General features: G+C 61.9%; 14 protein-coding genes. 4 read left to right on the plus strand and 10 right to left on the minus strand.

The annotated features are described in order from the left end of the window. Positions 1-40: 40 nt before the first annotated feature. The 8 genes from RBH20_RS03620 to RBH20_RS03655 all read right to left on the minus strand — a co-directional run bounded on the left by RBH20_RS03620 (position 41) and on the right by RBH20_RS03655 (position 8132). Entirely contained in the window at positions 41-205 is a 165-nt protein-coding gene (locus RBH20_RS03620; RefSeq protein WP_306705592.1) for a hypothetical protein, read from the minus strand. 75 nt (positions 206-280) lie between these two features. Beyond that, the gene (locus RBH20_RS03625) at positions 281-1051 is read right to left on the minus strand and encodes a creatininase family protein (RefSeq protein WP_306705594.1); all 771 of its coding nucleotides are present in this window, start codon (positions 1049-1051) and stop codon (positions 281-283) included. An 81-nt stretch (positions 1052-1132) separates the two neighbouring features. Next, on the minus strand, positions 1133-2830 hold the full coding sequence (locus tag RBH20_RS03630; RefSeq protein ID WP_306705596.1) for an alpha-glucosidase: 1698 nt from the start codon (positions 2828-2830) through the stop codon (positions 1133-1135). A gap of 98 nt (positions 2831-2928) precedes the next feature. Continuing rightward, the gene (locus RBH20_RS03635) at positions 2929-4011 is read right to left on the minus strand and encodes a Xaa-Pro peptidase family protein (RefSeq protein WP_306705598.1); all 1083 of its coding nucleotides are present in this window, start codon (positions 4009-4011) and stop codon (positions 2929-2931) included. A 130-nt stretch (positions 4012-4141) separates the two neighbouring features. Beyond that, positions 4142-5101 (minus strand): nucleoside hydrolase, encoded by a 960-nt coding sequence (locus RBH20_RS03640; protein ID WP_306705600.1) that lies wholly within the window; start codon positions 5099-5101, stop codon positions 4142-4144. A 116-nt stretch (positions 5102-5217) separates the two neighbouring features. Next, on the minus strand, positions 5218-6231 hold the full coding sequence (locus tag RBH20_RS03645) for an ornithine cyclodeaminase family protein (RefSeq protein WP_306705602.1): 1014 nt from the start codon (positions 6229-6231) through the stop codon (positions 5218-5220). A gap of 78 nt (positions 6232-6309) precedes the next feature. Then, positions 6310-6582 (minus strand): hypothetical protein, encoded by a 273-nt coding sequence (locus RBH20_RS03650; RefSeq protein WP_306705604.1) that lies wholly within the window; start codon positions 6580-6582, stop codon positions 6310-6312. After that, positions 6579-8132: a Na+/H+ antiporter NhaC family protein gene (locus RBH20_RS03655; protein ID WP_306705606.1), complete on the minus strand. Its 1554-nt coding sequence runs from the start codon at positions 8130-8132 to the stop codon at positions 6579-6581. Before RBH20_RS03655 ends, RBH20_RS03650 begins: the two co-directional genes overlap by 4 nt. Positions 8133-8461: 329 nt before the next feature. On the opposite strand from RBH20_RS03655, the gene RBH20_RS03660 reads away from it, so the two are divergent. Continuing rightward, positions 8462-9214: an IclR family transcriptional regulator gene (locus tag RBH20_RS03660; protein WP_306705608.1), complete on the plus strand. Its 753-nt coding sequence runs from the start codon at positions 8462-8464 to the stop codon at positions 9212-9214. A 105-nt stretch (positions 9215-9319) separates the two neighbouring features. Here the strand turns inward: RBH20_RS03660 and RBH20_RS03665 are convergent, their stop codons facing one another. Further along, the gene (locus RBH20_RS03665) at positions 9320-10066 is read right to left on the minus strand and encodes a helix-turn-helix domain-containing protein (protein ID WP_306705610.1); all 747 of its coding nucleotides are present in this window, start codon (positions 10064-10066) and stop codon (positions 9320-9322) included. Positions 10067-10204: 138 nt separating this feature from the next. Between RBH20_RS03665 and RBH20_RS03670 the strand changes: the two genes are divergently transcribed. Next, a complete protein-coding gene (locus RBH20_RS03670; protein ID WP_306705613.1) occupies positions 10205-11248 on the plus strand; it encodes a DUF1611 domain-containing protein in 1044 nt (347 codons plus the stop codon). Then, positions 11245-12324 (plus strand): dipeptide epimerase, encoded by a 1080-nt coding sequence (locus RBH20_RS03675; protein ID WP_306705615.1) that lies wholly within the window; start codon positions 11245-11247, stop codon positions 12322-12324. The genes RBH20_RS03670 and RBH20_RS03675 overlap by 4 nt, the downstream gene beginning before the upstream one ends. A gap of 42 nt (positions 12325-12366) precedes the next feature. Here the strand turns inward: RBH20_RS03675 and RBH20_RS03680 are convergent, their stop codons facing one another. Further along, the gene (locus RBH20_RS03680) at positions 12367-13491 is read right to left on the minus strand and encodes a polymer-forming cytoskeletal protein (protein ID WP_306705617.1); all 1125 of its coding nucleotides are present in this window, start codon (positions 13489-13491) and stop codon (positions 12367-12369) included. Positions 13492-13665: 174 nt separating this feature from the next. Here RBH20_RS03680 and RBH20_RS03685 point away from each other — a divergent pair, with 174 nt between their 5' ends. Beyond that, entirely contained in the window at positions 13666-14508 is an 843-nt protein-coding gene (locus tag RBH20_RS03685; protein ID WP_306705619.1) for a hypothetical protein, read from the plus strand. The last annotated feature ends 4 nt before the right edge of the window (positions 14509-14512 follow it).

The raw sequence follows: 14512 nt of genomic DNA on the forward strand, positions 1-14512 counted from the left end.
AGGGCCGTAACGCGCCGATTGGCCGCCGTCTGGCGATTGGTCAGGATTCGGGGCGGTCACTCGCTTCGGCCCTGCCGCGGCGCTTCCCGAACAGGTACGCGGCGACGATGAGTGCGATGGGGATGATGAGGAAGATACCCATCATGATGAGGAGGATAACCAGTTCGACAGCACCGGGCATACCGGGAAACAGGAGGGGGACCATACGTTCCGTACACCCGCCTGTCGCAAAAATCCACCCGCAAAGTGAGCGCCGGAATTCGCTCCTGCTGTGTCCGGCTTAGACGTGTGGCTCCGGCAGCAGGTCATCGAACGCCTGCGCGTCCAGCCACTCACAGAGCCTGACGAGCTGTTCGGTCGCGGCCTCGAACATCTCCGCGCCCTTCTCGGCCGTCGCGTCCGTCTGGTCGCCCAGAACGCCGTTGTCGGTGTTATCAGCGGCGTCATAGAAGGTCCGCGAGCCGTATTTCTTTGTCTCCGCCGCCTCGACGCTTGGAATCCCGCCGTCCCGTGCGTCTTCGAGGCGGTCGTCATGGACCAGTTCGGAGCGCAGGTGTTGAATCATGGCCGTCTCTTTCGGCCCGCCGTGTGGCCCGTTCTGCTCGAACAGGTCATCCACGAGGTCCGGGATGCTCTCGTCCCACATCCACTCGATAGCGTACAGCACTTCGTCGTCCCGGAGCCGGCGGCCGACCTCTCTGAGGTGCTCGATATTCCCGCCGTGAGCGTTCACGTAGATGACCCGGTCGATGCCGTGGTATGCAAGGTTCCGGGTGAACGACTCGACGTAGTCACGAAACACCGGCGCGTCGACCCACATCGTCCCGTTGAACTGCCTGTGATGGGGGCTCACGCCGACGTTGATCGTCGGGGTGCAGAGGTAGCCAGTCCTATCGGCGGCTTCCCGGGCGAACGCTTCCCCAATGAGGTGGTCCGTCGCCAGCGGGAGATGCGGGCCATGCTGTTCGGTCGACCCAAGCGGCACGAGCGCGAGCGACTCCGTCTCGAAATAGTCGCCGAGGTCCGGCCAGGTCTCGTCGGCAAGATACATACCCCGTGCTGGTGACGGGCGAGCCTTCAATCTGTGCCTCGCGACGACCTTTGCAGTGGGATTCAGGAAGAGAGGAAGTTATCAGTCGAATAGCTCGTAGACGCGAGCCTCGTACGGTGCGAGTGTCACCGTTCCCGGGTCCGTGTCGTCGCAGTCGTAGTTGCCCTCGACCAGCGTCGCATCGGCGTACTCGACCGGGAGGTCGACGGTCTCCGTCACGTCGTCGAAGTGCAGGACGACGAGAACCCGCTCGGTTCCTGAGTCCGTCGATAGCGACCGCGTGAAGGCGAAGACGGTTTCGTGGTCGGGGAGCAGGTCGGTGTAGTCCCCGTACACCAGCACGTCTCTGTCGGAGCGTAACTGGATGAGTCGTCGGTAGTAGTTGTAGACGGACTCCCCGTCGGCTTGCTGGTCGGCGGCGTTGATATCTCTGTAGTTCGGATTGACCTGGATCCAGGGGTCACCGTCGGTGAAACCGGCGTTTTTCGAGTCGTCCCACTGCATCGGCGTCCGTGCGTTGTCGCGGGTCCGATAGCCGACGATATCTTTCACGTCATCGTACTCCTCGACGCCCTCTTGATCAAGTAGCTCTCGTGCATGGTTAATAGCGTCCACGTCGCGGAGGTCGTCCATCGTCTCCCAGTCGGCGTTAGTCATCCCGAGTTCCTGGCCCTGATAGATGTATGGCGTGCCACGGAGCGTGAGGATGAACGTTCCAAGTAGCTTCGCCGATTCCCGGCGGTAGTTTTCGGGGTCGCCGTAGCGGGAAACGCTCCGCGGCTGGTCGTGATTCTCCCAGTACAACGTGTTCCAGCCGTCCGCCGCCAACCCGTCCTGCCAGCGGTCGATGATACGCTTCAGTTCCGGCAGGCTCCAGTCGCCGACCGACCACCGCTCGCCGTCAGCGTAATCGAGTTTCGTGTGCTGGAAGTGAAACGCCATATCCAGCGGGCCATCTGTGTCGGCGTACTCGAGAGCCGATTCGACGGTGAGCTGTGGCATCTCCCCGACGGTCATCACGTCATAGTTCGATAGCACTTTCTCGTCCAACGCCGTCAGATACGACAGCATCTCCGGACCGTCGATGAAATGCTCGGCGCCGACCCACTCGCTGTCCGGGTCGCCGTCGGGCAACCCTTCGACTTTCGACAGGAGGTTGATTACATCCATCCGGAAGCCGTCGATACCCTTCTCCAGCCACCACTCGATGGTGTCGAAGATGTCCTGTCGGACGCCGTCGTTGCGCCAGTTCAGGTCCGGTTGCGAGGTGTCATACAGGTGAAGGAAGAACTCGCCGCGCTCCTCGTCGTACTCCCAGGCGGAGCCTCCGAAGAAGGACTCCCAGTTGTTCGGCGGTACGGGGTCGCCGTCCTCGTCTGTCCCGCCTTCACGCCAGATGTAGTAGTCCTCGTACTCCGGGTCGCGCTGGCGGGATTTGCGAAACCACTCGTGCTGGTCTGAGGTGTGATTGACGACGAGGTCCATGACGAGCCGCATGTCCCGGTCGTGGACCTCCTCGACCAGCGTTTCCCAGTCGGCCATTGTCCCGAACTCGTCGTAGATGGCCTGATAATCGCTGATATCGTAGCCATTGTCCTTCTGCGGGGAGTCATACACCGGGTTAAGCCAGATGACATCGATGCCGAGGTTGGCGACGTAATCCAGGCGATCGATGATGCCCTGCAAATCACCGATACCATCGCCATCGCTGTCATTGAAGCTCCGGGGATAGATCTGGTAGACGACTGCTTCCTTCCACCAGGCGCGCTCTGCGGTCATACAGAGAGGTAGCCTGACGCGTCGGTTAAATCCACGGGTTCGTACAACACCCGTTGTAAACTGCTCAACCTTACCGAGTAACGGCGGTCCCAGTACCGCTACAACTCTAGCACCGTGTGTCGCGGGAGTTCGAGGTCGTAGCCGACCGCCGAGACCATCTCGGTCGGCCAGTCGCCGGTCCCGGACAGCAGTTCGATGTCGTCATCAGAGACGAGATACGTGTCCTCACTCTTCGTCCCGTCGATAGTCGGGTTCCAGGCGTACCCGTGTGGCAGCGTGACCTCGCCCTCGTGTCCGGGCGTGGCGATCCATTCGCGGCCGGCGAAGCCCGTTGCGCCGCCCTGATGATGGTTCTGCCACTCGCCTTCCCAGCCGACCTCGGCGTAGGCGTCCTGAATCGCGTCGAACACGTCGCCTGCTGTGCCACCACTCTGACCGGCTGCCTGTGTCGCGGCCAGCGCAGTGGTCTCGACTCGGGCAGCCTTGTGGGTTCGCTCCATGAGCCACTCCGGCGGGTCGAACGCGATTGCGCGGGTGGCGCTGACGTGGAGGCCGTTCCGCTCGACGGTCACCGACACGAGCGCATAGTTCCCGAGTTCAGTGTCAGTCGGAGTGTAATGGCGATAGGATTGCGCTCGCTCGGCGCTACCGACGAGCACGACGGGCGTGGCGATGCCCCGGCCTTCGAGCTTCTGTCGAAGCACCGCGGTCACATCGAGTTCGGTATGTGAGGGCTCGACGTTCCGCGCGACAGCCTCGACTGCCGCAGCCGTGTCTCGTGCGAGGTCACGAGATTGCTCAATCTGGGTCTCGGTCAGCGGCTGTCGGAGCTGTGTGGCGTCGACTGATTCGAAGCCGGGGACATCGAAATCAGCCGCCGCCGGGGCTGGACTCGCTTCAGTGACGGCTTCGGCCAGCGACGCCGCGTGCCAATCAAACGTTTCGACGGTCACGTCGCTGTCGAGTTCCTCGTCACGGAGCCGCGGCGCCTCGATGTTATTGGCGACGACCCGTACCTTATCGCCGTCGTAGCCCGCGGCAGCGACGCCGATGTCGCCCTCTCGGTCGACGACATTGTCGCCACCGCCAGTGAGCCACGCGAAGGCGTTGGGTCGGGCGAACCAGACGGCTTCGAGTCCCGCTGTCCGGAGGTACTGGTCGAGACGGTCTGTAAGCGTCATACCCTGACATCCCGCCGGCCCCCAGTAAAAACCAGGGACAACACGCGGCAACAGGACTGGCGCCACAGTCTCGCACAGCGGCAATTACGACACACCGTTCGCTACTATCGTGTTCGACGCTGCTCCTGACTCACTCGGCGATGCCGCTGTCAGGGTCCCGGGACTGGAGCAGCGAGTACATAACCGACTGGAAGGCGTCGCTGTCGACGGACTCCACGACGTGGGTGTTCGGTTCGCCGTCGGTCACACCGTTGACGTCGACGCTGGTGTACCCGCGGGTGAGCCCCTCGCGGTCGTCCACCGCGACGTGATACGTCGACACCGCCTCGCGGAGTTCCGGGTACGCCAGCAGCGCGGCGGTGACACTGTCCGGGAGTGCCGTCCATCCGGGGCCGTCGTGGCCTTCGCTGTTGAACGCTCGGGCCTGCTCGGTTACCGACTCGAAGAACGACGCCAGTTCAGTGTCGAACGCTGATACCGCCTCGAACTCGGATGAGCCGAACACCGCGTCTCGAAGACACACGCCCCAGTCGACGAGCGTCACCTCGAAGGCGTCGAACACGCGTTTGGCAGCGTCGGGGTCGACCCACAGATTGAACTCCGCGGCGGGAGTGACATTCCCTTCACAGTTGACGTTCCCGCCCATCACCCACACCTCATCGACGAGATCTGGAAGTTCAGGCTCGCGGGCGTACGCCAGCGCGATGTTGGTCAGCGGGCCGATGCAGAGCAGCGTGATTTCACCCGGGGCCGCTCGACAGCGGTCGACAATCTCGTCGGGGCCAAAGCCCGCCGCTGATTCGATGTCCGTTTCGGGGAACAGGTCCCCGCCGAGGCCGTCTTCGCCGTGGATATCCGTCGCGTGTTCGAACTCCTTGAGAAGCGGCTGTCTCGCCCCTTCGTAGACGGGCACGCCGAGAGAATCGGCGATGTCGAGCGTGTATTTCGCGTTCTCGACCTCCCTGTCGAAGGGCACGTTGCCGGCGACGACCGTGACCGCTTCGACGGTAATTCGATCACTGAGACAGGAAAGAAGAATCGCCTGTGTGTCGTCGCCCGCGGTATCCGTGTCAATAATGACGCGTCGCATACCCGCTCATCGCAGGGCCCATACAAATGTCTCGGGCCGCAACTGTGTGCCACATCGACACTGCGGCACTCAGTAGCGATGAATGAACGACCAAGTGACGCTGTGAACCGCCGGGATTACACCATTTCGAGGCGGTGTCCGCTGTCGTCACCGAGCGATTCGTACACGATACGTGCGGCAGCGATGTCCTGAATCGCGAGGCCGGTCGAGTCGAAGACCGTAATCCCGGACAGGTCCTCACGGCCGGACGCGTTCCCGACGACAATCTCGCCGAGTTCGGCGTCGATATCCGACTCGTCGATTTCGCCCGTGCTCCATGGGACGTTTATTTCGCCGGAGTGGGTCGTTTGCTCGAAGTCGTCGATGACGAGCGTCGCCTCGCGGATGACCTCGGTGTGGAGTTCCTGCTTCCCTTCAGCGTCGGCACCCATAGCGTTGACGTGGGTGTGCTCCCCGAGGTCCTCGAGCGTGACGATGGGGTCTTCGACTGGCGTGACTGTCGACAAGACATCACAATGTCCGGCCTCGGAAATTGTGCCTGCTCGCACATCGAACTCGTCGCCGAAGGTGTCGATGAACCGCTGGACACGGTCGTCGTCGAGGTCGCTGACGATGACGGACTCGATCGGTCGCACCTGGGAAATGGCCTCCAGTTGCGTGTACGACTGGACGCCGGCGCCGATGATGCCGAGCGAGGACGCATCCTCGACGGCGAGATGGTCCGTCGCCACGGCGGCGGCCGCACCGGTTCGCTTCATCGTCAGTGTCGTGGCGTCCATCACGGCAACCGGGAAGCCGCTTTCGGGGTCCGTGTACACGAGCGTCCCCATCACAGTCGGCAGGTCGAACTCGTCGGGGTTGTCCGGGTGTACGTTCACCCACTTGATGCCCGACGCTTCCCAGTCGTCTGTTTCGAGGTAGGCCGGCATCGACCGGAAGTCCCCGTTGTGCTGTGGTAGGTCGATGTAGGACTTCGGCGGCATCTGCGCCGTGTCGTTTTCGTATGCGGCGAACGCGGCCTCGATGGCCGGAACGAGGTCCGCCATCTCGACGGCCGCCTCGATGTCCGTACTGGGGACGATAGTCGTCTGGTTGTTCTGTCGTGCTGTGGAATATAGTGAATTGCTCATAGTGTTGTGAATGTATTATATCGGGTTATTCGATCGCGCGATACTGATTCAGCGTATTCTTGGCTCTCTGTGGTACTGTCAGAACGACCCCTGAGACAGCGTCTTTTTGTGAGTGATACGACCGCGGTGCTCGGCGTCGTCAAAGGATTCGACCGTTGCGAGCACACGACAGCCGACGATATCCGCCTCGCCGTTTTCGAAGTGAAGGCGGGTCTCGCCGACCTGTGCGACCAACTCGCCGGATTCCTCGTCGAGTTCGGTGACGTACACCTCTATCTCTTCGCCCGCCTCGAACGTCGGCGTGGTCGACCTGAACGACATCCCGGTAAGGAACTTGGTAAACATGCTCATAGACGGGTCACATCCTTGGATTTGCGGTCAGTGGTGTACTCGAGCCCGAACCCGGTCAGCGCGGAGAGGAGGAACACGCCGAACAGGAACCAGCCGTGGAAGACGTACGGCCAGACCTGCACGGGGTTGACTACCATCGCGCTGGTGAACCACTCGTACTGTCCGGGGAGGCCCTGTAGCGTCGCGAAGCCGATGAGGACACCGCCGCCCCACGGGAAGATGTACCCGAGCGCCGAGGTGTTCGCGTCGAGGATATTCGCCCGGCGGTAACTGTTGATGTTGTACCGCTGGCCAATGCGGGCGATGTACGGCGCAATCGCGATCTCTGCCGCCGTGTTGATCGTGATCATCGAGTTAACGAGGGCGGTGCCGACCACCATCGTCGTCTCGGCCTTTCGGACGCCCGTTGCGACGTTTTCAAGCAGCCATTCCTGTATCGCTTCGAAGCCACCGCCACGGATCATGATCTCAGACCCGGCGACGATGAGCAAGACGAGAACGATAAGCGGGAAGAACCCGGCTGCACCGTTGTAGATGGACCCGGTGACGCCGGCGTTTTCGGCCGCGACCACTTCCGCGATGGGAAGCGAGCCGGCCCAACTTGCGGCTGCTGACGTTTCGGGAACTTTGAACAGCAACACGTCACTCAGCGGTGCGAGACCGAAGACGACGTTGAAGACAACCGCAACGATGAGTCCCCACGAAATGGCTTCGACAATGTGTCGGCCCATGACCGCCGTCACGATGACGACGAGCATGGAAATGAGGTGCAGCAGTCCCGCTGGTTCGCTGTTCTGGACGAACAGGTCCTGTGCCTGCTGGGAGATGTCCAGCCCGGGCATCGCGTTTCCGGCAAAGACGTACGCCGCAAGCGCCAGTACCGCCGCAATAACGGCGTACTTGAACCGCGAGGCGACGACCCCGCCGATATCAGCGTCTTGCGTCACTGCGCTGACAATCGTCGTATCGCTGACCGGCGCGAGGTTGTCCCCGAAGACGGCCCCGGAGAGAATTGCCCCGAACAGCAACACCGGGTTCGCACCGAGCAGGATACCGGCCGGGAAGAAAAGCGCCGAGAAGGCGACTGCCGCTCCGTAGCCGGTTCCGATTCCGGTCGTAAAAAGCGCTGCGAGGATGAAGGTGGCGGCGGGGAACAGCGCGCCCCCGACCTCGGCCGCGTTCGCTGCCCAAACGAGCCCGCCGACGAAGCCACCTGCCTGGAGCGTGTTCGAGAACATTCCTGCCCAGAGCCACGCGACCACTGCTGTCGCGGCGACCCGCTTCGTCATCCCATCGAAGATGGTGTTCGCGTAGTTCTTCCAGTCTCCTTTGGCGAAGAACATCCCGACGATGAGCGCCACGAGCATTCCCGCGACAAGCCCAGTCGTATCCCCGATACCGAACAGACCACTCTGGACAATCGCCCACAGGATAAACAGCCCTATGGGAACGACACTCATCCACCGTCCACCGTAAAACTCGATTGCTTCGACATCCGGGCCGGAGATCTCTTCGATCTCTGTCCCATCGCCACTATCCGTGTCTGACATGCATTCTGTGCCTCGTCAAATACACACGCAAAAGTTCATGATAATAACTATCTCTCCGGTAACAAATCACCGGAGCCGTCTCTGGTAAAGGCTTCTCTTGTCATGGTTGCTGTAGATATATAAAAGTCCACTTCTGTCGGAATTTGAGCGGCGTAGTAACCCTGTATATAGCCCGAGCTCAAGCGATAGAACTAATTTCAGATAGATATTCTAAAAATATAATTCTATGTAATTGAATAGCTATCAGCTATCGGAATGCGATATAATCTCCACGGTATCTATTCCACTATGACCGGACTTTTTTATACCATGATCAAGTCCACAGTGGTATGGACAGTTCTGGCGGTCGTCGTCTCCAGACGACCGAAACCTCCCTCGCAATCATCGATGCGGTAAACGAGCTGGGGGAGGCTCGAATGAGTGAGCTTGCGGACCGGCTGGACCTCTCGACGAGCACCATTCACGTCCACCTCAAGACACTCTTGGACCAAGAGTATCTGGTCAAACGAGGCGAGCAGTACCGACTTGGCATGAAGCTGTTCCACCTTGGGGAGGGCGCTCGAACCCGCAACGAGTGGTACGAGGTCGCCCGTCGCAAAACACACGAACTCGCGGATAGTTGCGGTGAGGAGGTCACGTTCGCTGTCGAAGAGTACGGGCGTGCGATAACGCTGTTCAACGTCGTCGCTAACGTCCCCTCGAAAGGGTTCCAGGTGGGACGGTACTACTACTTGCACAACTCAGCAGTCGGGAAGGCGATTCTCGCCGGGTTGCCGGAGACCCGAGTCAACGAAATTCTCGACCGATGGGGACTGCCCGCTGAGACAGAGTACACGGTCACCGACCGAGAAGCGCTTCTGGAAGACATCGCCCGCACGGAAGAGCGCGGCTATTCGGTGAACGATCAGGAGGCAGTCGAGGGGCTTCGGTCAGTCGGTGTGCCGGTTACTGCCCCACACGGCGGCGTTCTCGGCGCGCTCGATATCTCCGGTCCACTGTATCGGCTGCCACCGAACGAGGAACTCGCATCGATGCTGCAAGACGTCGTCGAGGAACTGGAGTCGGAACTCGGGGTCCAGTAGCGCTCGGTCGCACCTGTAGTTGTATTCTAGGTGCAAATATGAGACGCTGGCTCTGTGACCACGGACGCGACAAATAGAAACACGGGCCGAGACGCTGTGCTGCCATCAGTCCCGGTCAGCACCGCTGGGACCGAGAAGTGTGGCCTCGACTTTCCGGAGGTGTTCGTGAAACGTCGTCTTCGCGACACCAAGCTCGTCGGCCAGCTCGCTCCCGCTTACTTCTCTCGGGTAGTCGTAATAGCCGCGGTTGCGGGCCAGTTCGAACACTTCGCGCTGCTTGTCGGAAAGCTGCCGGACAGCCAATCCATCGGATTCCCTGCTTCCAGTAGTCGCGGACGTAATCTGTGTCACGGTTATCGTCGCGTCTTTCTCTGCGCACACGGCGTCGAGTTTCTCCTGTATCGTCGCCCGTGATTCGTCGATAGCGACCGTCCAGTACTCGGTCCCGTCACGTATTCGGATCGGCTCCTGATTCATGAACCCGTGTGAGACCAGCGCGTCGTGGATGCTCTCTTCCGGGCCGTATTCGACAAGAAGCGTGCGCGTTGCTTTGTTTACCGGTGCCGATATTCCGCCGAAGCTACGACGGGTATCCATTTCCGTGACTGCGTGGGTGTGGTCGGACGCCCGGGTCGCCGCAACGAGCGCCTCGACCGTGGCCGCTGACTCAGCGTATGCAACGACGTGGGCCTTGACCTTCCCGTCGACTAAGTACGCAGCGTTGACCAGCAGTCTGGCTGCAGTGGCCGCCGTCACTTCCCGCATCCAGCAGTCGGGGTGTTCCAGTTCGAGCGTCAACTGGAGCCCGCTGCTGGACGAAGCAGCGGTCATATCGGAGCCGTCAGCACCCATTGTTTTCCATGGGTTCTTCGACGTGATCGCGCTCGCCTGTGTTTGCCTTCATCACGAGTGGTCGTTCTCAATTGATGTCACCGAGAGCCACACATGTAAGGCTCTGGTTTGTCAGTCACGCCCGCACTGCATAGCAGTATGGACTTGCGGCGAAAATACGACGAAGGCACGCCCGCTGTTGTGCTCGCAGAGGGGGAGTTCGGACAACCGGAAGGCAAGACGGCCAACGGTATCGTTATGCACGGAGAGCTGTTCGATGCCCAGGCCGTCGTGGACTCGACGTGTCAGAGTCCCCACGCTGGCGCGGCTCTTGATTGGTCGGCTGCTGACGACGTTCCGGTCGTCGAGACCGTCACCGAAGCACTGAATCGAGCGCCAGATGCGGCCGTTCTTGTCATTGGTGTCGCGCCCGCTGGCGGTGACCTCCCCGAGGCCTGGGTCGAGGCCATCCAGCGCGCGATGGAGCGCGGCTGTGACGTTGTCTCCGGCCTGCACGTTTTCTTGAGTGAGCGCCCAGCCTGGACTGAGCGCGCCCAGCAACACGGTGTCGACCTCGTTGATGTCCGAAAACCCCCGTCCGTATCCGACCTGACTCTTGGTGATGGTCGCGGGGACGAGGCCGACGCAGATGTCGTCCTGACGATGGGAACCGACTGTGCGGTCGGGAAGCGAACGACGACCTTCGAACTGTACCGGGCGGCGACTGAGGCCGGACTCGACGCCGGCTGGGTCGCGACGGGACAGACCGGCATCCTCGTCGGCGCGGACCGCGGTGTCGTCATCGACCGCGTTCCGGCCGATTTCGTCTCGGGCGTCGTCGAGGACATGGTGCTTGATGTCGCAGCGGACCACGATATCGTGTTCGTCGAAGGACAGGCTGCCCTCACGCACACCGCATACGGCGGCGTGACGCTTGGGTTGCTCCACGGAGCGGCCCCCGATGCAGTCGTGTTGGCCGACGACCCCTCCCGAGAGGCACGGTCCCACTTTGACGACCTCACGGTCGCCGGGGTCGAGGCCGAACGCCGCGCGATTACCGACCTCACAGAGGCGACAGTCGGAGCGCTTTCCACATGGGGGGACCCGGAGGCGGAAACCGCCAGAACAGGGCTTCCGGCGGCGAACATCTACGACGATGATGGCCCGGAGAAACTCCTCGCGGCCGTTCTGGAGGCGCTATGACTCGTATCGACCGCGTCTCCGTTGAACCGCTTGACCACGAACTCCGCGAGCCGTTCGAAATCTCACTCGGAACCCGAGAGAAAGCACGGAACATAGTCGTCGCAGTGGAGACTGACTCCGGTGTCATTGGCCATGGAGAGGGGTCCCCGTTACCGCCGGTGACCGGCGAGACGCAGGCGGCCGCCGTGGCGACTGCTCGGTCGGTAACATCGATGCTTGAGGGGGCAATCCTCGCCGATTACCGCAAACTCATCAGCGACCTGCGAGCCGCAGTGCCCGGAGCGGTTTCGGCACTGTTCGCTGTCGAGACAGCCCTCCTCGACGCCTACTGTCGCGACCGCGGCATCCCGCTCTCGGAGCTGTTCGGTGGTGCGCCGACGCCCGTTAGGACGGATATCACCGTTCCGATAGTCACACCCGACGCGGCAGCCGAACAAGCCACGCGTGCCGCGGCCGCGGGCTTCGACCACATCAAGGTCAAGACCGGCGAGGTCATCGACGACGACGTTGCCCGAACGGTTGCGGTCGCGGACGCTGCACCCGACGCGACGATTACGGTGGACGCAAATCAGGGCTGGACGCCGAAGGCCACAGAGCAGTTTGTTGACGAGGTGACCGCGGCTGGGGTCGAGCTCGCTCTGGTCGAACAGCCGACGCCGAAGGACGATATTTGCGGTCTCGCGAGGACCCGCGACAGACTTTCGATTCCCGTCGCCGCGGACGAGACCGTATTCACGCCCGCAGACGCGACCACCGTGGTTCGCGACGGGGCTGCTGACGTAATCAACATCAAACTCGGGAAGTCGGGGCTCCTCGGGGCGGCGGCGATTTCAACTATCGCTGAGTCCGCTTCCCTGGATTGCATGCTCGGCTGTATGCTCGAAGGCGCAACCGGGATTGCGACGAGTGCCCACCTTGCCGCTGGGCTCGGTGCCTTCGACTACGTCGACCTCGACGGTCACCTGCTACTCGACGAAACACCGCCGTCGATGTCGTTCGATCCACATATCGATATCGACGGACCGGGACACGGGGTTTCACCGCCGGCCGCTGTGAGTGACGCGACTGAGAACTGAAGCTGTGTGACAGCTTTTTGACGCAAAATAGCGTCCGAGCGGTTACTCTGCGGACTCTGCCGCCTCTTCAACATCGGGACCCTGCTCGGACGTATCGCTGCCGGGCGTCGCTCCGTCTGCATCCTCGTCATCGGTTACAGTACCGTCTACAGTGGCAGGGTCGTCGTCGACTGCTGCATCGGCCGCCGGATCGCTGTCGTCTGAATCGCTTCGTTCGTCAGCTGGCTCCGTAGTGTCAGTGTCAGCTTCGAGCGATTCGGCCATCTCCGCCATCGCCGCAGCGGACTCATCCGGTCGGTCCAGCACTGCCTCGGTGTGCATCCGCATCTCCTCGCTGGCCCGGATCGTCCCGTCGACCGTCGCGTTCTCGTGGAGTTCGACGGTCGTCCCCGAGATGTCGCCCCAGACCTTCGCGCCTGGGCCGACACGGACGGTGCCGCTGCGGGTCGTTACGTCCCCTTTGATCTCCGTGCCCCGGCCGACCACGATATCGTCTTTCGCACGGAGACTCCCGAAGACGACCGTGTCACGGCCGACTTCGAGGGACTTCGCGCGGATATTGCCGTGGAGCCGGCAGTCGTCGCCGACCGTCGCCGGCGTCGAGACGCGCCAGGCGTCGTCCGAGACGCTCGCACCGCGTGGAATCAAAACCGGGTCGTGTTCGTCGCTCCCGTCGTCTAACATCTCGTCGATTACCTCTTCGGCCGCGTCCTCCTCGCCGATTCGGAGGAGCTGCGAGAGGTAGACGAACAGGAAGACGATGGTCGGCATTGGATTGCGGATGACGATCCAGCCGTTCGCCTCGAACCCGTTCTCGATATCCACGTCGTCGCCGATATCTAGGTCGCCAGCGACACGAAGTTCGCCGCCGATATGTACCCGTTCGCCGATGTAGGCGTCCTCGCCGACGAGCACGTTGTCCGCCACGTCGCACCACATATCCAGCCGACAGTCGCCTTCAGCTTCGATGTGGCCGCCAAAGCGGACTCGCTCGTCGGCGATGACCGTCCGCCCGCGCACGCCGAACTCCACGGTCGACTGGCCGCCGACGATGACGTCACCGTCGGTCACCAGGTCGTGTTCCTCGACAGTCGTCCCGTCAGGAATATCGAGTTCGGACAGCGGGTCGGAGCCGAGAGGCACGGTTGCTATAGCGGTTTCGTTCATATTAAACCCTCATGACGTGCATGACGGGCGTCTGACGCTGGTCGGACGGGAACGGCGTCGCCCCAGTTTCGCGCTGGTGGCATAGTCAGTGGCGGGGTATCGCATCTTGACGATAGGGGAACGTGACAGCTGAGCGGCCATAACGAACTAATTCGCTGCTACAGTGACTCCGGTATGTTACTCGAACGCCGCCACCTCTCGCTTGCACTTGTGGTGCTATTGATAGCATCCGCTGGCTGTAGCGGGCTGTTCGGCTCTGAAACGGGCACGGGCACGGGCACATCTGAGACATCGACCTCGGCTGATGCCAACGGCCCCGCACCCGGCTCGTCCGGTTTTGACGCGGGGGCCATCGAACGTGGGCACTTCGAAACGCTGTCGAACTCGTCGTTTACCACCTCGCTGTCGTTCCAGCTTTCGACAGTCCGGGACGGCGAGAACCGGTCGGTGTTCATCAACCGGACAGTTGCTATCGACCGTGAGAGCGACCGGTCGCTGGCCAGCGGTGAACTGGTGCAGGCCAGCGGTGACACGCTGGCAACGACGACCTACACCGCCGACGGAACCACGGCCGAGCGGCGAGTCCTCACCCGCGGTGAGGAGGAGATGACGGACTACCGCTCCGCGTCATCGCCGTACGACGGGCCGGTCCAGCCGGTCAACGAGAGCAGCGTCATCGACCGCTCACTGCTCCAGTCGCTCGGGTCGGCCATCAACTGGACCTACGCCGGAACCGAGACGGTTGACGGTGACAGCGTCTCGCGGTTCGAAGCGACCGGGAGCAATGTCACCGGCTTCGCGGCCGACGACGCTGTCTCGACGACCGTCTCGGCCAACGGGACGACGAACTCGGCCAGTGCAACGGTTCTTGTTGATGAGGACGGCGTCGTCCGGTCGTTCCAGTACCGGGTGAGTACCGAGCGAGACGGCCAGCCGGTGACGGTGTCGCTATCGCTTTCCGTCTCACAGGTCGACGACACCTCCGTCGCGGAACCGGACTGGCTGTCGAACGCGTAGTGCC

Source organism: Haloarcula sp. H-GB4 (assembly GCF_030848575.1).
Lineage (GTDB): Archaea > Halobacteriota > Halobacteria > Halobacteriales > Haloarculaceae > Haloarcula.